The sequence below is a fragment of the Neobacillus drentensis genome, assembly GCF_021560175.1.
In the GTDB taxonomy this organism is placed as follows: domain Bacteria; phylum Bacillota; class Bacilli; order Bacillales; family Cytobacillaceae; genus Neobacillus; species Neobacillus drentensis_A.
In genome coordinates, this window is sequence record NZ_CP091110.1 from 3,468,123 (window position 1) to 3,490,957 (window position 22,835).

The window sequence follows — 22,835 nt, forward strand, 5'->3', positions numbered from 1 at the left end:
TGCCCTCAAATTTCCATATGAGGGCATTTTTTGAGCAATTAATAATCAACTTTGTCTATAGCCCGCGTTGTGACAGATTGAATCATCCCATTTTCCTTCAGCTTAGTTTTTCTGTTTGGGTCATATCTTTTTTCAAGTTTGCCAAAGATAAAGGTGAACACCCAAACCAGGACAAGGTAAAACAATCCTGTCACCATGTAAGTCTCTAACGGGCGATAATTTTCCCCGGCGATGGCCATGGTTGCTCCCCAGAGATCGGTCATCCCGATGTAGGCAACTAACGCCGACTCTTTTAGCAGCAGGATGAATTGATTCCCTAATGACGGGATGGCCCGTTTGAATGCCTGCGGTAAAATGATTCTTCGCATGGCCAATTTATTGGTCATCCCTAAAGATTGTGCTGCCTCCATTTGTCCCTTATCAATTGATTGAATCGCTCCCCGGAAAATCTCAGAAATATAGGCCCCATTATGAACCGATAAAGCGATAACCCCAGCCCAAAATTGCGGCAGCGTTAAAATCGATGAGATTCCAAAATAGAGAATACAGATTTGAACAATCATTGGCGTTCCTCGAACAAGAATTAAATAACCTTGCGATATAAGGTTTAATAGTTTAATCCTAGAAAGTCGGAAAAAGGCAAATACAAGGCCGATGATACTCCCTAAAATAAGCGAACTAACCGTTACCTTCATAGTTATAAGGAGTGCATTGAATAATGAGTGATAGTTTGATTGAAAGATTTCCAGCATCGCAATCCCATCCAGTCAAAAATAAATTAGGTATCTATATAAGCCTTCTTATTCTTTTGTATCCATTAAGTTATAACCAAACCACTTTTTACTGATTTTTTCATAAGTACCATCGGCGATAATTTCTTCTAACGTCTTATTGATTTTTTCCGTTAATTCTTTATTTTCTTTGTTTACAGCGATTGCTTGATTATCAACTTGAAGCAGCTTATCAACGGCTTTAATTTTTAAACCGCCTTGAGTTAGGGCAACTTTTCCAAAGATATCATCAACGATTACAGCATCAACACGGCCAGTCCCTAAATCCATCAGAGCCGTCATATCCCCTTGTGAATAAGCCATTACTTTATCCTGATCCGTTAAAGTCTTAGCCATTTTTTCATAAACAGTTGCAGGTGTTACGCCAATCTTCTTTCCTTTTAAATCTTCCTTTGACTTGATGGAATTATTATCTTCACTTACAAAGATGCGAGAACCTGATTTGTAATACGGATTGGTAAAATCTACTGCCTTTAATCGTTCGTCAGTTACCGTCATACTGCCAAGAATCGCATCGAATTTTTTATCTCGCAGACCTTGAATAATGGTTTCAAACGGAAATGTAATCGATTTCGGTTTCATGCCCATTTTTTCGGCTAAAGCCTCGCCAATTTCTACATCGAATCCCGACAGTTTCCCATCTTCCTTATAATTGAACGGTTTAAACAGGCCGCTCATCGCATAAACAAACTCTTCTTGTTTCTTAGGATTGCTTGCTTCCTTTGTGGAACCACATCCGGCCAGTACCACCGATATCATCAAAATCGCTGTCAAGAAAGTGAATAAAGTTTTCTTTTTCATCTTTTTGCCCCCTGAACTATATTTTTATTTAATCAATGTAGAATGCTTTTTAAAAATTGCTTGGTGCGCTCGTGTTGTGGATTTTCAAAAATGGTATGCGGAAGCCCTTCTTCTACTATTTGTCCTCCATCCATAAAGGCAACCCGATCAGCTACTTCACGCGCAAATCCCATCTCATGGGTAACCACCACCATCGTCATCCCATCATTGGCTAATTGCTTCATCACCTGCAACACTTCTCCAACTAATTCCGGATCAAGAGCGGAAGTAGGTTCATCGAATAACATAATTTTGGGTTTCATTGCCAGCGCCCTGGCGATGGCAACCCTTTGCTTTTGTCCGCCGGAAAGGTTGTCAGGATAAACATCCGCTTTATCTCTCAAACCGACTTTTTCAAGCAATTCATAAGCTTGTGCCTTTGCCTCTTCTACCTTCATTTTTTTCACATAAACAGGTGCTTCAATAATATTTTCTAGAACGGTTTTATGGGGGAATAGATTAAAATGTTGAAAAACCATTCCAACTTCTTCGCGAATTTTATTTAAATTGGTTTTTGCTGGAATAATTTGTTCCCCTTGAATTCGAATCTCGCCCTCGTTATACATTTCTAAAAAATTTAAACAACGGAGCAGCGTACTTTTCCCCGATCCACTTGCGCCAATTAATACGACGACTTCCTTTTCATTTACGGTTAGGTCTACCCCTTTTAAGACAGTTAAGTAATCAAAAGACTTTACTAGATTCTTTACTTCGATCATTCCTATCCCCCCTTACAAGCATCGGAAAAACTAGTTTTTTATTGTGACCCTATCTCCTCCAATTCAAAAAATTTTCACATCACTAACTTCCATTGTTACTCCAATTTCTCAACTATGAAGTTGTACTCTTTTGAAAATTCCAACTTCTCTATTCTATTAAATGCAATTATTGTGCCAACTAGTAAAATAGTCTTATTAATTAAGAATCTTTTAAATTTTGACCAGGACACATGTAAATCCTATGGAAACATGTAAAAATAATTTTACAATTTTGTTAAAATCTTTTTACTTTAAATGTAAAAAGGCTAGAGATAAAATCTCTAACCTTTTTAAAATCAAGTTAATTTATTGGGAAGGACAATTAATTTAGTATTTCTACCATCTTTTTTATACTAATCCAATCATTCTTACTATCTGAGTAATCATAAATGGGATGAAGATAGCAATAACAGTTGGTATCAAAAAGGCTAAGAACGTCCATTTTTTACTCTTCGTTTCTTTATAGATATTTAATAATGTGGTTCCGCACGGATAATGGAGAAGCGAGAATAACATCATGTTAAGTGCGGTAAGCCATGTCCAGCCATGGTCTAGAAAAATTTGTTTTAAATCAACTAAATTATCCACTTCCGTTAACGATCCTGTTGATAGATAGCCCATTAAAAGAATGGGCAGGACAATTTCATTCGCAGGCAGACCAAGAATAAACGCCATCATGATATAGCCATCTAGACCGAGCATTTTTCCAAACGGATCTAAGAAGTTTACCGCATACATGAGGATACTGGTGTCGCCAATATAAAGATTAGCAAACACCCACGTAAGAATCGCTGCCGGGGCAGCCACTTTAACAGCACGGACTAATACCGACCATGATTTCGTTAAGGAAGAACGTATCACAGTATCAAGAATTTTCGGTTTTCGGTAGGGAGGCAGCTCTAACGTATAATGGGTAGGAATCCCTTTAAGCGCCGTTTTCGATAGCATCCAAGAGACAAAGAAGGTCACAATGATTCCAAATAAGACAATTCCTACAATTACCCCTGTGGTAATGAGTGATTTTAAGCCTCCGGTAAAATTAGCGGCCATAAATAAGGAAGCTAACAAGATTAAGGTCCCCCACCGGCCATTACATGGGACAAAATTATTCGTTAAAATGGCCAGCATTCTCTCTCTTGGTGATTCAATTATTCTAGTCGAAATGACGGCGGCAGCGTTACAGCCAAATCCCATTGCCATTGTTAACGATTGTTTCCCATGAGCCCCGACCCGTTTAAATAAACGGTCCATATTAAAAGCAACCCTCGGAAGGTACCCATAATTCTCTAGGAGTGAAAAGGCTGGAAAAAAGATCGCCATCGGTGGCAGCATGACACTAATGACCCACGTTGTCCCCCTATATAGACCCAATACTAACACTCCATGGAGCCAATCTGGTGCATGAATGGCATGAAAGAGGAAGGTTATTTTCCCTTCTATGAAGCCAAATAATTCGGCGAGCAGTGAAGAAGGTATATTTGCACCAGCGATGGTTAAATAAAACAGCACACCTAACATCGTAATCATAATTGGGAATCCAAAGATAGGGGAGGTAAAGATGCTATCAAGTTTTTCTGTCCGAGTATCCTGTTTCGATTTCGTATAGGAGATTCCTTGATTGCATAATTGGCGGCTTTGATCATAAAGCTGCTGGACAATGTCATCCCGCAGTTTCGATGTCGACAAAGACTGGGCCTCGGTAAATAGCTCCTGAATGCTCATTTCTAGACCACCTCCGGCACCATTCGTTTAGTAATCTCGTTAAGAAGCGTCTCATCTCCGTCTAGTAATCTGAGAGAAACCCAGCGAGAAGAGAGATGATTACCGACCAATTCACGAACCTTTGGTTCAATGATGTTGATCTTTTCTTCAATTTCTTGAGGATATTTCATTTGGACGGGATGGCATTCTATTTTTCCCGTTACAATTCGATCAATCGTATCAAGCAGCATAGGAAAGCCTTTTTTATTCCGAGCGGAGATTTTTATCACCGGTACACCTAACCGATTTGTTAACAGCCGTTCATTGATATGGATGCCTTGCTGCTCTGCTATATCAATGAGATTGATACAAATCACCACATTTTTTGTCATTTCTAATACCTGCAAGGCGAGATTGAAATTACGTTCCAATGAGGTCGCATCCAAGACAACAAGGGTTACATCCGGCTTTTCGAAAACAATATAATTTCTGGCAACCTCTTCATCTGTTGAATTTGAAAAAAGGGAATAGGTTCCGGGCAAATCGATTAGATGGAAAGTCTTTTCTTTGAACGGAACGCTGCCTTCTGCAAGGGTAACTGTCTTCCCTGCCCAGTTTCCAGTATGCTGTCTTAAGCCTGTTAAAGCATTGAACAAGGTGCTCTTCCCTGTGTTCGGGTTACCCGCTAGTGCGATTCGGTATTCATTCCCCATTTAACAACAGCTCCCCTTCAATTTGTGAGCTTTCCTCTTTACGGAGGGCAATCGTGGTTTGACTGACTCGGAAGGCAATCGGATCTCCTAATGGACTTTTACGGACCACTTCCACTAACGCCCCGGCAACAAATCCTAAATCTAATAATCTTCTTCTCATCACACCCTCTAAATTTAACGACGTAATTTTGATTACATTTCCTTTTTCTCCATTCACCAATTTGATTTTTTTAGTATTAGCCATTTCTCTTTCCCCTTTTCTAAAGTTTTTACCGTGCGCAACTTTTCTTTAATTATATGAAGCAAGTTCCAAACTTGACACGAAAATAGAAAATAAATAAGCCGCCCATTTTTTGGCGGCTTTTAAAAATATAATTTAAATGAGAGTAAATTGTCTCCATTCAATCGGCAATAACTGTTGATACTGCCTTTGTAAGAAGCGATCGTCGATTAAAACAATCGTCCCATGATCCTGTTCAGAGCGAATCAATCTTCCGCCCGCCTGTAACACTTTGTTAATCCCCGGATACACATAGGCATAATCATAGCCATTCTTCCCAAGGGAAGCAAAATGGTCTTTGATCAGATTTCTTTCGAAACAAAGCTGCGGTAAGCCTACTCCGATGATGACTACACCATTTAAACGATCGCCAATTAAATCAACACCCTCTGAAAAAATCCCTCCAAGAACGGCAAATCCAACCAATGTCTCGGTTTGGTCCGGTTTAAATGCAGCTAAAAAGTCTTCTCTTTTACTCTCCGTCATCCCTGCTTCTTGGATGAGTGTTTGGGTGGTATCATCGGCCTGTTTAAACTGTTCGTAAACGTCCAGTAAATATTGATAGGATGGAAAGAAAATCAGGTAATTTCCCGGTCGTCTTGTTAGCATCGATTGAATGACGGTAACGATCGCATTCTTCGTTTGTTCGCGATCCCGGTATCGGGTCGACAATGGTTTAATAAAAACTTCTACCTGCTCTTCACTAAACGGTGAGGGGATGTTTAAGGTGTAATCCTCTTCAGTGCCGCCCAAAATATCCTGATAATAGCGCAGCGGCGAAAGTGTTGCGGAGAAAAATATCTTTGCGCGGAATCCCTTTCCCATTTGCTGAAGCAGCTTGGATGGATCCAAACAAAACAGTTTAATTTTTAGATCATTCCGTTCTTTTTCTGCATAAATGATGAAATGGTCATTGAGTAATTCAGCAATTTTGATAAATTGGTTGACCTTAAAATAAGTTTCCAGTAACGATGGTGAAGTATCGAGTTGCAGAACTTGTTCTGAGATCATCGCAAATTGGCGGATTTCTTCTAAAAAGTCTTCCTCTAACTGTTCTAAAACAAATTCCTTTTGACTCTCATGGCTCTTTTTTAATTGAATGAACCAGGCATTCATTTTGCTGGCAGCTTCGTATATAGACTGATTTAATCCTTTATATTCCTTTTTCAATTGGAGAAAAGGCTCCTTGCTTAAAGAGGCAGAAAACATCTCCCGGCCGCGGTCGACAAGATTATGCGCTTCATCCACCAATAGAGCGGTTGATTTCTTTTGCTCTTCTAACAATCGTTTTAATGAGACACGCGGGTCAAAGATATAATTATAATCACAAATAATGGCATCAACCGAATAGGCGAGATCAAGGGAATATTCAAACGGGCAGACTGTATGCTTCCGGGCATAGCTTTCAATCACTTTACGTGTAAGGTGGTTTTCGTTTGAGAGAATATCTAATATCGCATCATTAATCCGATCATAATAACCATTTGCAAACTCACAAATATCCTTTTGACAATTGGTTTCCTCTTGGAAACAAACCTTGTCTTTTGCCGTAATGGTAACGGTCTTGGAACAAAGCCCGCAGGACTCCATCCTCGCAAACGCTTCTTCCGCCGACGTTCGGGTAATCGTTTTGGCAGTAAGATAGAAAATTCGGTTTAGCTCTCCTTCACCGATTGCCTTCATGGCCGGAAAGAGGGTAGAGATGGTTTTTCCAATTCCCGTTGGGGCTTTTGCAAATAAATTCTTTTTGTCGACGATCGTCTTATAAACAGCTCCTGCTAATTTTCTCTGTCCATTGCGGTACGTTTTAAACGGAAATGCTAGTTCTCTACAGCTTTCATTTCGTTTCAAACGATGGTCATTCAGCAATTTGGCATAGGGCGCATAGCTTGCAATGACCTCCATGACAAATCTCGTAAGCTCTAAAAATGTATACGTCTGTCTAAGTGATTTTTTCTCTTCTGTTTCAACGTGAACATAGGTTAACTGGACATCAATTTCTTCCAGTTCCTTGTCCAATGCCACTATATAGGCATACATTTTAGCTTGAGCCCAATGAACAGGATAGCCTTCTGCTTCCAGTTGATCAAGTGGCTGGGAAAAGGATTTAATTTCGTCAATGATGATCTTGTCATCGTGGAATAAAAGACCGTCGCATCTCCCATCAATCGTGAATGTGAGACCATCATACTCAATCTCGGTACTTACCAATACTTCCTTCAGATCACCATCTTGATAGTTCTTTTGAATTTTTTGATGGATCCGTGTTCCATCCAACAGAGCTGTTTGCGAACGGAACCGTGCGTCAATACTGCCGCTCTTAAAAACATGCTCTACAAGTGTTCTTACTGATATATGAATGTCACTTGCCACAAGCTCACCAACTAACCTCATGAGAATATATGTTTGTATCCCATTATATCAAAACATAAAAAAAATAGCGCATTTCTGCACTATTTCCCAAAAATCACGAACGAATTTGTCCTGTTCCGCGGACAATCGCTTTCGTCGTGGTTAACGCTTTTAGACCCATAGGACCCCGGGCATGAAGTTTTTGTGTGCTAATCCCTATTTCAGCGCCATAGCCAAACTGTTCTCCATCGGTAAAACGAGTGGACGCATTATGGTAGAGGACGGCAGCATCGATAGCTCGGAAAAATAAACGAACATTTTCCTCATTTTCACCGATGATGGCTTCTGAATGCTTCGTTCCATATTGGTCAATATGGTTAATCGCTTCACTCACATCGCTCACTTGTTTCACGGATAAAATAGGGGCTAAAAATTCACTGGCCCAATCTTCCTCGGTTGCTGGTTTCACAAACGGATAAGCTGAAACTAACGAATCATCACCGCGCAGTTCAACCTGTTTGTCTTGCAAACGACTTAATAATTCTGAAGTATACGGCCAGTCTTCATGAATTAAAACCGTTTCAGCGGCATTACAAACGGATGGACGATGTAACTTTGCATTGATGGCAATTTCAATCGCCATTTCCTTTTCGGCGGTTTCGTCAATAAAGATATGGCAGTTTCCAACACCTGTCTCCAATACAGGCACCGTCGCATTCTGAATAACGGTTTGAATCAATCCCGCCCCGCCGCGTGGGATCAGGACATCGAGATAATCATTTAATTTGAACATTTCAGAGGCGGTTTCGCGGCTGGTATCCTCCAGCAATTGTACAGCATCCATAGGGATTGCCGTTCCTTCTAAGGCCTCACGCATGACCTGAACAAGAGCTTTATTGGAATGAATAGCAGAAGAACTACCGCGCAATAGCACAGCATTCCCCGCTTTTAAACAAAGACTTCCGGCATCGACCGTTACGTTTGGACGGGCTTCGTATACCATACCGACCACTCCAAGCGGGACTCGAATCGTTTCAATTTGTAAACCGTTCGGTCTCTCCCAGGCTTCAATTGTTTCGCCAATTGGATCATCTAACTGAACTAATTGCCTCACACCATCCACAATCTGTTCTATTCTTTCCTCTGTTAAAAGCAAGCGGTCAAGAAGGGATTCAGAAAGTCCTCGTTCTTTCCCTGCTTGTAAATCCTTGGCGTTCTCCTCGAGGATGAATTCTTTTTTCGTTAAAAGATGGTCCGCTGCTTTCAACAATGCCGCATTTTTTTCACCCGTCGAAATAATCCCCAATTGCTTTGACGCCTTTTTTAATTTCTTTGCTTTCTCTAACAGTTCGCCCATTCTCCAATCACTCCTTTGGTAATTTGACCCAATTATCACGATGAATCACTTCAGCTTTTTTATTTATCGAAAAGCTTTTCGCTTGTTCACTGGGCAAGCCCTTAACACTTACTAAATCCTTTGAAGAATAAAAAACCTGTCCTTTTCCGACTAATTTCCCCTTTTGATTTCGCACTTCCACGACATCCAAGGCATTAAAGTCCCCATCTACTTTTGTGACTCCTACGGGCAATAAACTTTTTCCATGAAACATAATGGCATTTTCTGCCCCATCATCGATTTCAATGACACCGCCGACTTGGGAATGATACGCAATCCATTGTTTTCTCATTTGCATTTGTGTATGAAAGGGACCTCCAATATAGGTTCCATCGCCTTTCCCCGCTAGAATATCGGCTAGCTTTTCCTTCCCTTTCCCAGTACCAACAAAAACGCTGACACCAAGAGATAGAGCCTTTTTTGCTGCCTGCAATTTCGATTTCATTCCGCCAGTTCCGACAGATGAACCACTTTCCCCAGCAAAACTAAGCAGCTCGTCTGAGACCTCTGGGATAAAATTAAACTTTTTCGCATCCTTTGATACGTTGGGATTGCCATCATAAAGCCCATTAATGTCTGTTAAAATAATCAAGGCATTGGCATGTAAGAAACCGCTCACGAGAGCCGATAGTAAATCGTTGTCACCAAAAGTTAATTCCTCAATCGAAACCGAATCATTTTCATTTATGATAGGGATGACACCCCGCCCGAGCAGCTCATGGATCGTAGAAAAAAGATTTTGAAAGCGTGTCTGGCTGTAAAAATCTTCTCTCGTTAATAACATTTGGGCTGGCACCATATCAAACTCATTAAAAAGATCAATATAATGCTGCATTAATAGCCCTTGCCCGACTGCCGCGGCAGCCTGTTTCCCAGCTGTCGTTTTGGGTCGTGTCGGATAGCCGAGTGAGCCAAATCCTGCTGCAACAGCACCGGATGAAATCAGGATCACTTCATGTCCTTGTGCTTTTAAGCAGGCAAGTGCCTCCACATGATCACGCATTTTTTCTTCGGAAATAGTTCCTGTCGCATTGGTTAATGAACTGCTTCCAATTTTTACGACCACCAGCTGTTTTTTCATTTTTTCGTACGACCTTTCATGTTAAAAAATAGGCTTGTTAAAGGTGTTGTTGATTTTTAGCACGTTGATTGGAGCGGAAGGCGGCGAAGACTCCTGCGGGAGTACGGGGCAGGGGAGACCCCACAGGCGCTTAGCGCCGAGGAGGCTCCCCGGCACGCCCGCGGAAAGCGAAGCCGCCTGGAGCGGAAATCAACATTCAAGATTAACACAGCCAAAAAATAAAAAAACGATTCTTCTGTCCTTAAAAAAGGACGGAAAAATCGTTTCCGCGGTACCACCTTTATTGATGCAATGCATCCTCTTCAACCCGTAACGAGGGAAACGGCTCATGTTTGCATAAGCAGCTGTTAAAAGGGCAGGTTCAACCATCTTTCCGTGAGAAACCTTTCAGCCTTTGGGTTTCACTCTCTAACACATTCCAATCGTTTACTAGTCCCATACCATTTACTATTTTTATTTATTTGATTATCTATAGAAATGGGAAAATTGTCAAGATGGAAAAACAGAAAAAACAGGATTTTTCTAATTATTATGAATCTACCTATCCAATCATGATTTATTTAAATCTTAAAACTTCTTTAATCGTCGATGGTTTAAATAGAATGGTTGGTGGACTTACTAGATTTGTTACTTTTACTAAATCTTTATAGATGGCATTATTTTTTGCTGATAATAAGAATATCTGTTTAACATACCATTGCAGCACCTTTAAACCAAATGGTTTTTTCCCATTAACCTCCTCATATCGAAAATCCTCACAAATGACCATTAACCAAACAGGTGCAATCATTTTTGCTAATTTTTTCTGTAATTTTTTCAAATGGTCCTTTGGGGATATGGAGGCGAAGTAATCTCCAATTGCCAGGGCTTCTAATGCTGCCATACTCATTCCTTGTCCAAACACGGGATCGATGCGGCACAGCGAATCACCCGCCACTAGTAATCCATCGGGCAAACTCACTCGTTCAAAGTGGCGCCAACTAATTTGTGGAACTTGATAAATCGCCGTTTCCGTTTCAGAGATTCCTGTTTTTATCTCTTCAAAAATATCAGGAAGGGGTAAACTAGACGTTTTTTGAATAAAGCCTTCAGCATCTTTTACGTCAGCAGGTTTTAATGTATGTAAATAGCCATTCAGCGTTACGAAACATTGATTGTTTTCGACCAATGACAAGGTTCCGCCGATGGTTTCCTTAGCGGCTGGGTCAGGGTATATAATCTTAATTTTAAAATCCTTTGGAGCCTCTGGTAATGTGAATTTTCGAGTGGCATAACAAAGTCCTATGTTAACCTTTTCTTCAAAGACCGTACGTCCTTGCTTCTCGAGCCATTCTTTCGTAAACGAAGCGGTACCACTTGTATCGATCACTAAATCTCCGAAAATCGTTTTCGTTTTGTTCTCCTGAAGAACTTCTACACCACGCACCCCGCTGTGATCATCCGTTAAAATAAATGATACCACCTTTATTCCGTATATATACGTGACATTTTCAATATTACTTACCCTTTCCTCCACATACGATTCAAGCAAAGGTCTTGTCTGTAATAGAGTTGAGTCCTCGCTTGGAAACCGGGCTTTCCAAGCCCCATGATGGAACCACGCCAGATCCTTTAGTGAGTCTATTTTAATCGATCCTCGGTTTATCATATCATTTTGAAACCCGGGAAATAGTCTTTCTAATGCCTGATCTCCCGCATGAAGGAGGGCATGAATGTGGTGGGCTTGCGGAATTCCTTTCCTAATAGTGTTCTTATTTTCAGGCCGTACGTCTTTCTCCAAAATTAGAACACTATAAAAATAGGGGGATATTGCCGCGGCAATTAACTTTCCTGCCATTCCTCCGCCGATTATGATTGCTTGTTCACGCTTCAACTTGCTCCTCCTTTTTGTCTGACTGTTTTGCTCCCTAAGTTTATCAAAGTTAAAACCTTTGTAAAACAGAAAATAGCAGGAAGACATCCTGCTAGCTTTACTGTTTCGTTATGAATTGACTTAAAAGATATTCAGAAACCTTTTCCGAATCCAGTCTTGCAGCCACGAACGGCGGCTGGATTTCTTTCGCTCCTTCTACAGGAATTCCCAGCCATAAAACTTGCTGGTCTACCATGATAAATGGAAACGGCAAACATTCAGCAACCCGTTGATCAGGCCGCAGCTCGAGCCAGTCATCGTCTGAAACCACGATTAGTTTTAAAGATTTGTTTCGACTCTTTATCTTCTCGATCCATTCTTTGCCCAATCTTGTCTGGGCAGGTAACGATAGGACAATCGACTTTCGAGCAGAATCAAGATCCTGAAATACCTTTTCTAGTTTTCTGGCATGCATCCATTGCAATTTAGAATGATGATGTCTAATCCACGTTCCAATATCCTTTGTCTCCACCATTTGCTGTGTCTTTACCTGATGGTCCACAAGCTGTCTCAAGGTCTTCCCTTGAAAAACGTGCCGCCTGATATAGACTTGATTACTAACATGGATAAACTTCCCCTTTGTTCTTGTAATTGCCACATTAATTAACCGTTCACTATCCTTGCCAGTGACTAGCATACCAGCCCGAGTTTGCGGTCCGCCCTCGACTGTATCAAAGACCATTACATCCCGCTCGCTGCCCTGAAAACGATGGACCGTGGCAGCAATAATATCAGCGGTGAGACGTTCTTTTTCATATAAATCATCCAGGATCAAATCCATTAACTGAGCTTGGGCCCGGTAAGGAGTCACATAGCCAATCGACCTCAGCCCACTCAAGTAGGATTCATGGATAAGCTGAAACGATAATAACGCCTGCCAGATATTGATCCTCGATTGCGAGGTCCGTTCCGTTATACAGTGAGCTCCTGTAAAACTGGTATCGACAAGGATGGAGGAACGGCCGGGAAATGGAGAACTTTCAACAATTAGATTCCTGCTTTTCCAAACACTCTCATGGTCGCCCACGAGTGAATGATAGATATAATGATTGGTGAAGGCCGAGATATCCGGATGCATCCGCCGTTGTTCTTTTAATAAAAATAGATGGGGATGCAGTTTGCCGTCATTTATCAGGTCCACCACGCCAGCGCGGTGAAAAATATCCTCTTTCAACCACTTCGTCACTAATGGGTCTCTTGAGGCTGCGATTGGCGGCAGCTGCTTGAAATCTCCGCAGATAATCACCCGTTTGCCAAGTGCCGCAGCAAATGCCGCTTGCGGCACATAAGCCATACTCGCTTCATCGACAATCACGAGATCAAAGTTTTTTTCATAAATCGCCGGGTCACTGGCTGCTTTGGCGAGCGTTGTCCCGACTACAAAAGCATCCTTAACAAATTGAATCTCCTTTTGACGAATCTTATCCAATACTCTGGCAATCTTCGTTTCAAGCTCTAATAGGTGATTGGTATCCCTTTGACTGAATGAACGGGCAATGTCTTGCTTTAAATGCTTTCGTTCTTCTAGTAAAATCTCCTTTTCTTCGGCAAGGCCAGGGTCCTGCTTTTCGAGTAATTCGCCTGTTGTAACAGCTTCCCGATTGGCAAGCTGTTCACGTGAACCAAATCCATAGCGAAGGACATCACCTTCCCGGAAGCGATTTTTCTTTTTAATAAAACCGGATAGTTCACCAATCAGAACATCCACTGCCTGATTGCTGTGTGAAAGAATTAGAACACGCTTTTCATGAAAGTATTTATTGGCTGCCGTTCTCGCGAGTGTATATGTTTTACCTGTTCCAGGCGGCCCCCATACAAAGGTGACCGGATTATATTTGGAACGCAGCACTAGCTCATGGACAGTGCTCTTTATTTTTTCAACAGGATGGGTGGCTGGCATTGACGGATCCATTAATTTCTTGACCCTCAGCCGCTTTTGTTTATCTTTCTTGATTTCATCAAGTCGTTCTATTAACTGCTCCAGCAATTCCCACGGATCATGGTACAAAGTGGCTTCAGAAATTAAGTCGCCAAACGATTGTTCCAGCGCGATGATGACCCCGATTCCTTCTGAAGACAGAATCCGTCCACTTTGGGACATCCCACCCCACTCGAGTCTAATGGTAGAACCGACTGGTATCCGTAAGGATGTTGTAGATTCAAAGTAATAAGAAAAAGATCCATCCGAGGATAACAGCCGGCCATTGCTAACCAAGTATTTGTTGCTGCCGAATTTTTTTAAATAATTGATTTCATTCTGGAGGGCTTGCTGCCACTCCTTTAAATATGAAACTACAGTAGTCATTATTTCTCTTCCTTTAAGGGCAATTCCTATAGTTACTATAGCATGTTCGTTTGAAAAAGAAAAAAGCATCCGAATTCAAAACGAATGCTTTGATAGATTACAAGTTAATTGTCTGCCTTCAAATAATAATTCGCAAGAGTAATGATCATCGCACCCATTCGTTCATTTTCTGGTGCTAGAACACGGTCAATTCCTTCTTCCTTTAGGGCTTCTAAGGTTACTTTTCCAACTGCAACGGCAAGTGTTTGCTCCTTAAAGGCTTGAACGATTTCTTGATAACGATTTGTTTTTCTAGCATAATCGAAGAGAGAACGAACCTGAACAGCAGTTGTAAAACAAACGGCATCACACTCATCTGCGATCAGTTCCTTGCATAAGGTCTTAACTGTTTCCTCTTCTGGTTCAATATGTTGATAAGGCAGTATCTTCTGAACCACTGCACCTTGGTCTTCAAGGAATTGAGTTAAAACCGGTGCTGTCTCTCCATGAAGCTGAACCATGACTCGTTTTCCACTAAAGTCAAATCCTTCAAAGGCACGAACTAGACCTTTTGTTGTCCCGTCGTCAGCTGCAGCAATCGGTTTGATTGCTAATTTTTTTAGAGCTGCGAGCGTTTTATACCCCCGAGAAGCAACCTTTGCATGACGGATTTTATCAATAAAAGCCTCTTCCAAACCCAGCTTCGCTGCAATACTAATCAAGGTGTCTATCCCAATTCCTGTTGTAAAAATAACCCAATCAGCACCTTTTTCGATAAATTCAAGCACACTCGGCTCTACTTCTTTTTCAGCTAAAAATACAGTCCCCTGCAGAGAACGTATCACCGGTATACCACCTTGTTTTTCAATTAATGTACTGATTTCTTCCAGCTTGCGTGTACCGCCAACCACAATTCGTTTTCCTGAGAGACCCTTTTCCATTTCTGTACCTCACCATTTTTTATTATAATGTAACATAAAAAATGAAGGAGAAGTGACTCTCCCTCATTTTTCTTCCACTAGTAATCAGATTTCCACAACTTGAACTTTCTAGGTTTTAGCCTCATTATGTGCTACTCTCATTTTTACACTTCTTTTAACAAACAGGAAGATAAAGAGTAACATCAGCTGTAAGATCAGACCGATAAGATTCCAAGTATAGAAAGAAAAACGTAAAAGATCCATGGTATTCTTAAACATGAGGATTGATAAATACCCAATAATAAAGGCAATCGGAAATAAGAACTTATTCGTATTTCCCTTATAAAGAAAACTAAAACAGTGATTGATTGCATAGAGAAGAAAAGCAACCTTTGTAAAAATAGTTGGGAGCCACGCGACAGTGATGACCAAATCGAGCCGATCGAGAAAATCGGTAATATTAATTTGCTGAATAAGCATAAGACTTGGATAGGTAGATTCGCGAATGATTCTTGTTCCTAAAACCGCCAAGGCCGAAAACAGGACCACAAAGAAAAGAAACAATCCAAGCCCTGTTCCAATAATGACAGCTCTTCTTGCTCTTTTGGCTGGATTGATGTTGGAAATAATGATTAAAAAAAATAAAATCTCCCCCATCCAAGAAAAGGTGACATAAAAGGCCCTTAAAATCGCCGGGATCGACTCACTTCCGAACAGGGGCTGCAGATTTCCGAAATTCCATTCATTCAATAATAAGAACGGCAGCATGGCCACAATGATAAATAAGATTGAAAAAGTGATCCCGGTGACTCTAGCTACCACCTCAAGCCCAGATATAGCGATATACACAATGACTAACATGGACAGAACCATTAAGATATCATTTGGAGTTGTTGGTAAAAGGACGGTCGCAACAAAGTCGATCATTCCTCTTAAATCCCTGACGATGGTGAAAATAACAAATAGAAGGAAGAGCATGATAAAGCCCTTTTCAATCCAATTACTTTTGCTGCCGATTAAAAGAACGTTTTGTAACCATTCTATATTTTTGTTTTTCCCAAAAATAATAAAAACGAAAGATATTAAGATGGGATACATGATAATCGGCACAATCCAAGCATTCTGATCGCCTTGTTGTAAAATAATTTGCGGCAGGCTGATGACAGGCCCGGCAAAGATTAAATTGGCAACCAAGAGGGCCAATTGGACATCAGATATCTTTTGTTTCATAATTTCACAACCATTCTCGAAATGCCTTCAAAAGTCACATTTAAAAATGTAGTGACAGTGCTGAGTGATAAGTGAAATAAATCCAAGATGGACATAGCAAAAGCTATCCCCACCCATAAGAAAACCCATTTTCGTTCTTTTTTACTGATAATTTGTTTTTTAAAGACAAATAAAACATAGATCATGAGACATAACCATATAACAATCATCCCTATTTTCATACTGTCATTCCTTTTCAATGATTCCTATATTTGATGTTCTTTGGATATCTGCATCAACTTTGACAGTTACTTTTAAGTTTGGCAGGGTTTTTCGCCAGTCTTTCCTCCAATTTTGTTCCCACGCCTGATGTTTATTTTTATAAAGGTACCAGCCAAACCCAAAAACATCTATACCTTGTGAGTGAGCATGCTTTAAAACTGCTTGAATTTGTTCTTTAATCTCGGTTTCCATTTTACTAATAATCAATCGATAGGTTTTGGGATCCTCGATTCGATAGTTTGGCTCATTTTCAAATAATACACCCGCAGCCCTGACGGTCAGGAGGAAGGTGGGTTTTCCATTGACAATCTTTAAAGTGGGTTCCGTCTGATTCTCAAAGATCTGCACCGATATTTCCTCATCCTTTGCGACCGGAAAAGATGCTGATTTTTTTTTCATTTTTTCAAATAACCATAATATTCCTTCACTTTCATTGCTATTAGAAGCAAAGGCAAGCTTGTCATCTTTAAAAACAGCAAAACTCTCCATTTGAACTTCTTTTTTGTTTTTATCATCCTTCGTTGTACCAGCAGTGTTAACAATTGGAATGACCATGTCCTTCCCATCCCGATTCAAATCTTGAAGGGCTTCTCGAGCTGTCATATTAATACTGTTTTTAGACATTTCTCTCATGCCTTCACCCGAATATTGTTCCATCCTCGGCTGCGTCTTCAATAGTTTCACGGCATCACCTTTAGAGATAAGCAAAAAGGTGGAAATCCTTGACCGGGGCTGTGTAAAAATGGCATTTAAGGACTTCTTTATCCCTTCTTTAGCAAGCGAATCCCCGATAATGTGAACTCTTCTATGTCCTAAATAAATCCTTCTCGACAACTTAGTTTGTATTTCCTCAATCCCTTGCCGTTCATTACCACCAGGTCCTTGAGCGACTAAAAAGGGCCCTTCCCCGCTTGTTCCCCCGCCTCCCCCGCTTGATCCTGCCCCGCCCATAGAGCTTGGAAGCGGAATCTGTACGGAATAAAGGAATTTGTTCTTTTTCCCTTTATCTACACCCGTTGCGACAACAAAGGCAATATCGTTAATCTCTGAGCGGTCCCAACAGCCTGTCAATAAAATGAGGGCGATTAAACAAGTTAACAGCAGACGGATAGATTTCATGACTCATTCCCTTCTTCACTGCCTTTTCCAGGACTTGGTTTTAAACCTTTCCCTTCTCGTGTCATATCCACCTTAACGGTTTGATTCGGACGTTGATTCATCGACCACCATGGAGCCCGTATAAATACATCCTTAAGTCCTTTCATTGACATGGGAGATACGGGAGATAAATAAGGTATACCAAAGGATCTTAATTTGGATAAATGTGTTAAGATGATCAAGATACCTAGGACAATTCCAAATAAACCGAATACACCTGCAAGCACAATAAATGGAAAACGCAGGAGCCGTACAGAAATCGCCATATTAAATCTTGGGATCGTAAAAGAAGCGATACCCGTTAAGGAAACGACAATAACCATAGGAGCAGAAACAATTCCTGCCTCAACAGCCGCCTGCCCAATCACTAGTGCACCGAGGATACTTACAGCTTGACCAACAATTTTAGGCAGACGTACCCCAGCTTCCCGCAGCGCTTCAAAAGAAATTTCCATAATCATGGCCTCAACAAAGGCTGGGAACGGGATGGCTTCTCTCGCTGATGCAATACTAAACAGCAGGTTTGTCGGAATCATCTCTTGGTGATAAGTAGTCACGGCTACATAAATACTTGGTAAGGTAAGCGCAATAAATACAAAGATGATACGAAGCAGACGAAGAAAAATAGATATGTGATAACGATGATAATAATCCTCACTAGCCTGAAGGAACTGCCAAAAGGTGGCCGGCATGACGAGAGCAAGCGGTGTACCATCAATAATAACGGCTACTCTTCCCTCTAACAAATTGGCCGCGATCGTATCTGGACGTTCCGTATTTTGGATTTGTGGAAAAACACTCCAAGGGTTATCTTCAATTAATTCTTCTATATAACCGCTTTCCAAAACACCATCAATTTTAATTCGGTCCAGCCGTGATTGAACTTCGTTTAAAAGATCTGGATCAACTAAACCATCGATGTACATAATCGCGATACCTGTTTTGGTTTCTTCGCCAACATCTTTTGCAATTGCTTTAAGCCGGTTAGAACGGATTTTCTGTCTCACAAGGGCTGTGTTTACTCTTAGACTCTCAGTAAGACCCTCACGCGGGCCACGAACAACAGACTCGGTTTCTGGTTCGGAGACACTTCTTCGTTGTCCACCCTTTGCATCGATAACAATTCCTGTATTCACTCGATCAACTAAAAGAACGGTATTTCCTTTTAGAACATTTAATACAGCATCATCAAGTTTAGTAATTTCTTTAACAGAACTGACTGAAATAATTCTTTCTATCAAAAAATCAGCCGTAACACGCTCTTTTTCTACTTCCTTCAGAATTTGGTTGATTCCATGAAGCTGAATGCTGTTCGTATCAATGAGCCCATCCACAAACAATAAATAGGCTTCCACCTCTCCAGCAATAATTTGCCGAAAAACAATATCTGAACAGTCCTTAAAAAGCTGCTTCAATCGGTCAATGTTAATCGATAAATTCGAATCGATTTGTCTATCCGTTTTTTCAGCAGGCAATGACTTTTGGTCGTCAGTAAGTAGTTTTTTGAATTTTCTCATCGAAAAACTCCGATTGTCTAAATTTTTTCTGGCTGTTTTCCTAGAAAATCGCACCTGGAATAGGCGTCGATTGCCTAAATTTGGCTTTTTATAATTTGCTCTATTAATTGAAAAATATTCCTTTTATACGATAATTTTAGCTTGATTATTTTAAGATTGGACATACTGAAGGAAGTAAATCATTATTCGTCACTAGGAGTGAAATCAGTTGGAAAGTCAATTCAGTAATTTTATAGATGAGGTATTTATGCAAGGAAAAATGGAAAATGTATTTAGTTACACATGTGGTTCCTGGCAAAATTGCAATCAAACTACCATTCAGTCGTTCCTGTCTCAATGTATGGAATATAATATCGATCCCCAATACTGTATGAGCTGGGTGGAACAACATAAGGATGAAATACCGAATTGGGGCGCTGTGTCAGAAACTTCCCTTGGCTGGGTGAACGAGCACACCTCCTCTGGTTCGCCGATTTCTATAACAGAGCAGGGATTAAGTTAATTGGAAGCCAAGGGCTTAAATAATAGAAAAAATCCTAACCAGCTTGAACACTGATTAGGATTTTTCACACTTATTGTGCTTTTTCAACTGCTTCAACTAATTTAAATAAGAAATGATAGATTAACTGGAAAGCCTCTCCCATTGTCATTTCTTCATCAAAGCCTTCTACATAATTTAGAACAAAGTTTAAATTCCACAACCCATCATCAAGCGTAAACATTAAATCAAATTTGGCATCCTCACCGTTTAAATGCGCATTTAAATATTCTCTAAGCTGCTTGTCATATTTCTTCTGTACCTTCAGCCCCAGCATGACGTCAAAGGTCCCGAAAACATCATCTACTTCAAGAGAAATCGCGTCAACATTCACAAAGTCGAACCATTTAGATTCGAGATAAATAAATTCATTTTTATGCTTTTTAAGATAATGAAGGGGTTCAGACAAAAACGCAGAGGTTTCATTTTTTAACATATTCTCCGATTCTTTATCACAACGTTCAATATAGGCATCGGCAAAACGGGTATTGGCATCCTTTTCGACCCATTCTCCTTCACCCGTCAGTTGATTTTGTTCTGCGTATTCGATTTCTTCTTTAAAAAGAACAACTCCTCCCTCAGTTGATTGACGATCGTTTTCCGCTATGTACTGTTTTATTTTTTCTTTTAACATTCTTACCCTCCTATTGACCTACTTGACCTTATATTAATCCACTTTACTAAAAAAGCAAATGGATACAGGTTAACTTTATTATTACGCAACAGAAGAAATAAATAAATAAATAAAATCCCCTAGTCACACCGATGAGGGGATTTAGTATTATGTAGTTTTTATTATCGATTGACACTTTTTGAAACGTCCCAAATCACAAAATATTTCGAATACTGTCTCGTCAAAACGATTGCTTCTTTTTCCTCCTTTAGAAAAATTAAGCCAGACCCTATTTGTTCCTCGAAAGCCCACCCCTTCGCCTTCATCACTTCTTTTACCTTATTAAGCGGATTATGACCTGTATTGCTAGACAAATATTGGCTCTTTTTTTCTGTATTTAAAAACTGAACGTAGTCAGTATCCGTTATTTTTAATTTCACGATTGATATAAGCAGCGGTACGGGGTTTCCTTCTTGGAATAGAGCAGATCCAAAGACCAAGACGATGCAGCCAAAAGCAATTGTTAAACTGATGATGATCGTGATCATGATATTTTTCAACCAGTTCACCTGTTTCCCCCCTTGTAAATCTTTCATTTAATAAGACGATTCAAGGGTGCTTTTGGTTTCAATTGACAGTATTACAATTCGTTTACAAAAGATCCACTCGATCAATAGAGTGGATCTAAACCTATGATTCTATTACCCTTCTTTTAAAAAACTGCTTGGCATGACAACGGCTATCACTTCACCACTTGCACAAAGAATATTATCTGCGAACACTTCTGCTGCAACCTTGAATTTTTTAGGATGTATTTCCTCAACTCTTCCTACTGCCTTTAATTGGACACCATGTGGAGTAGGCTTATGAAAGTTTACATTTAAGTAAGCGGTTACAAATCTTGGCGCCCCCTGATCATCCCCTGGTTCAAACCCATTTTTTCGGTGTAAAGCTAGTGCAGCGGAACCTGTTCCATGACAATCAATAAGGGAAGCAATCAAACCACCATAAACAAATCCAGGTAAGGCGGTATGTTCCGGTTTAGGTGTATATAGGGTTACGGTTTGGTCCCCTTGCCAGCCAGTCCGAAAATGGTGGCCTGTTTCATTTAAACGGCCACACCCATAACACCAGGCAAAATCATCAGGATAATCATCTTGAATTGCATGTAATACCTTTTCTACCATTGTCAAACCTCCTTTTCCAGAAAATTATAACATGTTTGATAATATATGTTAAACAGAAACCGTTTAAGAAGGGTGTAGCTTACGTGGGTGTTTGGTAGTTCCTATATATAAGATAAAAGGATGCAGCAAATCGTTGCTGACATCCTTTTATCTTATTTTTTTATGAGACCTTTGTAGGCTGCTGATGTTCTAACCTCAACCGTAAGCTTTCCTTTTGCATAAATGGTTTTAATTAATAATGGAACACCTGTTGTATTTTGAAAGCGAAAATCCGGCCCGCCATAGGAAACGGTCGCATCTCGTCCTTGCGGAACGTAACCGACCGATAAGGAATGATGATGTTTTTCCACATAACTTACCCCAACCTGGTCAACCGCATTAAACAATGTCGAGGATGTCTGACAGATACCACCGCCAATTCCCATCACCATTTTCTTATTAACAATTTCCTTTGCCGGCTGGTATCCGTGGGCAGCATCACTTGGTCCGACCGTTGTATTAAAAGAAAAAATATCCTGTATGCCCACAATCACATTATTAATAGCAATCGCTGACAGCTCGATATTTTTCGAACGGCCTGCTACCCCGCTGTTAAAATAAGTCGTGAAGGAACCAACCACCACTTCACTTAAATGGGCAGGGTCTTCCGGCTTATAGCCGCTTTCTGTAATTGTGATCGGCAGTTCAATATCGCCGCCCTCAACAGAAGCTGTCATCACTCGATTCACTAATTCCGCTTCATCTAATATGATCAGTGGCTTTCCTTTGATGATTTGCCCATTTGCATCAATTTTATCAAGGACCATACGTTGATCATATCCCGCTGTATTATCTGTTCCTCTGGCTAGGTCTTTGGCCCACTGTTCTATCTTCTGTTTATATGAATCTGGATTATTCTCATACCCTAATTCTTCCGGTAAAAATGTTTTAATCATACTTTTGGTATTGGGATCAATGACATTGACGACTACTGGTTTCTTTTCTTCTTCCTTAGGCGGTTGTTCCTGCTGCTTTTGACTCGGCTGCTTTTGTGGTTCGGTTACCTTTTCCTTTTCATGGACCGGTCTATTTGTGGCCGTCTTCTCATTACACCCTGCTAAAGCTAGTAAACTCCCAATTAATAAAACTGAAATTGCCCATCTTTGCTTCACCATTTTCCCCAACTACTCCTCTTAATCGAATCTCACTACCAGTGCAAATTGACAACACGGATTGCCTCCATTCACTCATTTTATTCTCTTGCAGCATGCAATATTACTTAGAAAAGCGATGGTTAAGGAGAAAATCGACAAAAAGCAGCCTG

General features: G+C 40.4%; 20 protein-coding genes. 1 reads left to right on the forward strand and 19 read right to left on the reverse strand.

Annotated features, from left to right (window positions below; all coding sequences use genetic code 11):
• Positions 1 to 38: 38 nt before the first annotated feature.
• The 15 genes from L1999_RS16325 to L1999_RS16395 all read right to left on the reverse strand — a co-directional run bounded on the left by L1999_RS16325 (position 39) and on the right by L1999_RS16395 (position 19,194).
• Entirely contained in the window at positions 39 to 752 is a 714-nt protein-coding gene (locus L1999_RS16325; protein ID WP_235739514.1) for an amino acid ABC transporter permease, read from the reverse strand.
• 48 nt (positions 753 to 800) lie between these two features.
• Complete coding sequence (locus tag L1999_RS16330; protein ID WP_430539970.1) at positions 801 to 1,592, reverse strand: transporter substrate-binding domain-containing protein; 792 nt, start codon at positions 1,590 to 1,592, stop codon at positions 801 to 803.
• A 32-nt stretch (positions 1,593 to 1,624) separates the two neighbouring features.
• Positions 1,625 to 2,350 carry an amino acid ABC transporter ATP-binding protein gene (locus tag L1999_RS16335; RefSeq protein WP_235739515.1) on the reverse strand — a complete coding sequence of 242 codons (726 nt, stop codon included), beginning with the start codon at positions 2,348 to 2,350 and terminating at the stop codon, positions 1,625 to 1,627.
• 387 nt (positions 2,351 to 2,737) lie between these two features.
• Positions 2,738 to 4,111: a nucleoside recognition domain-containing protein gene (locus L1999_RS16340; RefSeq protein ID WP_235739516.1), complete on the reverse strand. Its 1,374-nt coding sequence runs from the start codon at positions 4,109 to 4,111 to the stop codon at positions 2,738 to 2,740.
• A 2-nt stretch (positions 4,112 to 4,113) separates the two neighbouring features.
• Entirely contained in the window at positions 4,114 to 4,803 is a 690-nt protein-coding gene (locus tag L1999_RS16345; protein ID WP_235739517.1) for a FeoB small GTPase domain-containing protein, read from the reverse strand.
• Complete coding sequence (locus L1999_RS16350) at positions 4,793 to 5,047, reverse strand: FeoA family protein (RefSeq protein ID WP_215042208.1); 255 nt, start codon at positions 5,045 to 5,047, stop codon at positions 4,793 to 4,795. The genes L1999_RS16345 and L1999_RS16350 overlap by 11 nt, the downstream gene beginning before the upstream one ends.
• Positions 5,048 to 5,179: 132 nt before the next feature.
• Positions 5,180 to 7,456: an ATP-dependent DNA helicase gene (locus L1999_RS16355; RefSeq protein ID WP_235739518.1), complete on the reverse strand. Its 2,277-nt coding sequence runs from the start codon at positions 7,454 to 7,456 to the stop codon at positions 5,180 to 5,182.
• Positions 7,457 to 7,550: 94 nt separating this feature from the next.
• Positions 7,551 to 8,792 carry a glutamate-5-semialdehyde dehydrogenase gene (locus L1999_RS16360; protein ID WP_235739519.1) on the reverse strand — a complete coding sequence of 414 codons (1,242 nt, stop codon included), beginning with the start codon at positions 8,790 to 8,792 and terminating at the stop codon, positions 7,551 to 7,553.
• Positions 8,793 to 8,799: 7 nt separating this feature from the next.
• Positions 8,800 to 9,912, reverse strand: a complete 1,113-nt coding sequence (gene proB / locus L1999_RS16365; RefSeq protein ID WP_235739520.1) for a glutamate 5-kinase — start codon at positions 9,910 to 9,912, stop codon at positions 8,800 to 8,802.
• Positions 9,913 to 10,468: 556 nt separating this feature from the next.
• Positions 10,469 to 11,785 carry an FAD-dependent oxidoreductase gene (locus L1999_RS16370; RefSeq protein WP_235739521.1) on the reverse strand — a complete coding sequence of 439 codons (1,317 nt, stop codon included), beginning with the start codon at positions 11,783 to 11,785 and terminating at the stop codon, positions 10,469 to 10,471.
• Positions 11,786 to 11,882: 97 nt separating this feature from the next.
• Positions 11,883 to 14,129 (reverse strand): DEAD/DEAH box helicase, encoded by a 2,247-nt coding sequence (locus L1999_RS16375; RefSeq protein WP_235739522.1) that lies wholly within the window; start codon positions 14,127 to 14,129, stop codon positions 11,883 to 11,885.
• Between the two features lie 104 nt (positions 14,130 to 14,233).
• Entirely contained in the window at positions 14,234 to 15,049 is an 816-nt protein-coding gene (locus tag L1999_RS16380) for a uroporphyrinogen-III synthase (protein ID WP_235739523.1), read from the reverse strand.
• Positions 15,050 to 15,157: 108 nt separating this feature from the next.
• Positions 15,158 to 16,258 carry a GerAB/ArcD/ProY family transporter gene (locus L1999_RS16385; protein WP_235739524.1) on the reverse strand — a complete coding sequence of 367 codons (1,101 nt, stop codon included), beginning with the start codon at positions 16,256 to 16,258 and terminating at the stop codon, positions 15,158 to 15,160.
• 225 nt (positions 16,259 to 16,483) lie between these two features.
• Positions 16,484 to 17,638: a Ger(x)C family spore germination protein gene (locus L1999_RS16390; protein WP_235739525.1), complete on the reverse strand. Its 1,155-nt coding sequence runs from the start codon at positions 17,636 to 17,638 to the stop codon at positions 16,484 to 16,486.
• The gene (locus L1999_RS16395; protein WP_235739526.1) at positions 17,635 to 19,194 is read right to left on the reverse strand and encodes a spore germination protein; all 1,560 of its coding nucleotides are present in this window, start codon (positions 19,192 to 19,194) and stop codon (positions 17,635 to 17,637) included. The genes L1999_RS16390 and L1999_RS16395 overlap by 4 nt, the downstream gene beginning before the upstream one ends.
• Before the next feature lie 208 nt (positions 19,195 to 19,402).
• Here L1999_RS16395 and L1999_RS16400 point away from each other — a divergent pair, with 208 nt between their 5' ends.
• Complete coding sequence (locus L1999_RS16400) at positions 19,403 to 19,696, forward strand: hypothetical protein (RefSeq protein ID WP_235739527.1); 294 nt, start codon at positions 19,403 to 19,405, stop codon at positions 19,694 to 19,696.
• 70 nt (positions 19,697 to 19,766) lie between these two features.
• Here the strand turns inward: L1999_RS16400 and L1999_RS16405 are convergent, their stop codons facing one another.
• The 4 genes from L1999_RS16405 to L1999_RS16420 all read right to left on the reverse strand — a co-directional run bounded on the left by L1999_RS16405 (position 19,767) and on the right by L1999_RS16420 (position 22,686).
• A complete protein-coding gene (locus tag L1999_RS16405) occupies positions 19,767 to 20,366 on the reverse strand; it encodes a branched-chain amino acid aminotransferase (RefSeq protein WP_235739528.1) in 600 nt (199 codons plus the stop codon).
• 161 nt (positions 20,367 to 20,527) lie between these two features.
• A complete protein-coding gene (locus L1999_RS16410) occupies positions 20,528 to 20,914 on the reverse strand; it encodes a hypothetical protein (protein ID WP_235739529.1) in 387 nt (128 codons plus the stop codon).
• Positions 20,915 to 21,046: 132 nt separating this feature from the next.
• Entirely contained in the window at positions 21,047 to 21,532 is a 486-nt protein-coding gene (locus L1999_RS16415; protein WP_235739530.1) for a PaaI family thioesterase, read from the reverse strand.
• Between the two features lie 152 nt (positions 21,533 to 21,684).
• Positions 21,685 to 22,686, reverse strand: a complete 1,002-nt coding sequence (locus tag L1999_RS16420; protein WP_235739531.1) for a VanW family protein — start codon at positions 22,684 to 22,686, stop codon at positions 21,685 to 21,687.
• Positions 22,687 to 22,835 lie beyond the last annotated feature (149 nt).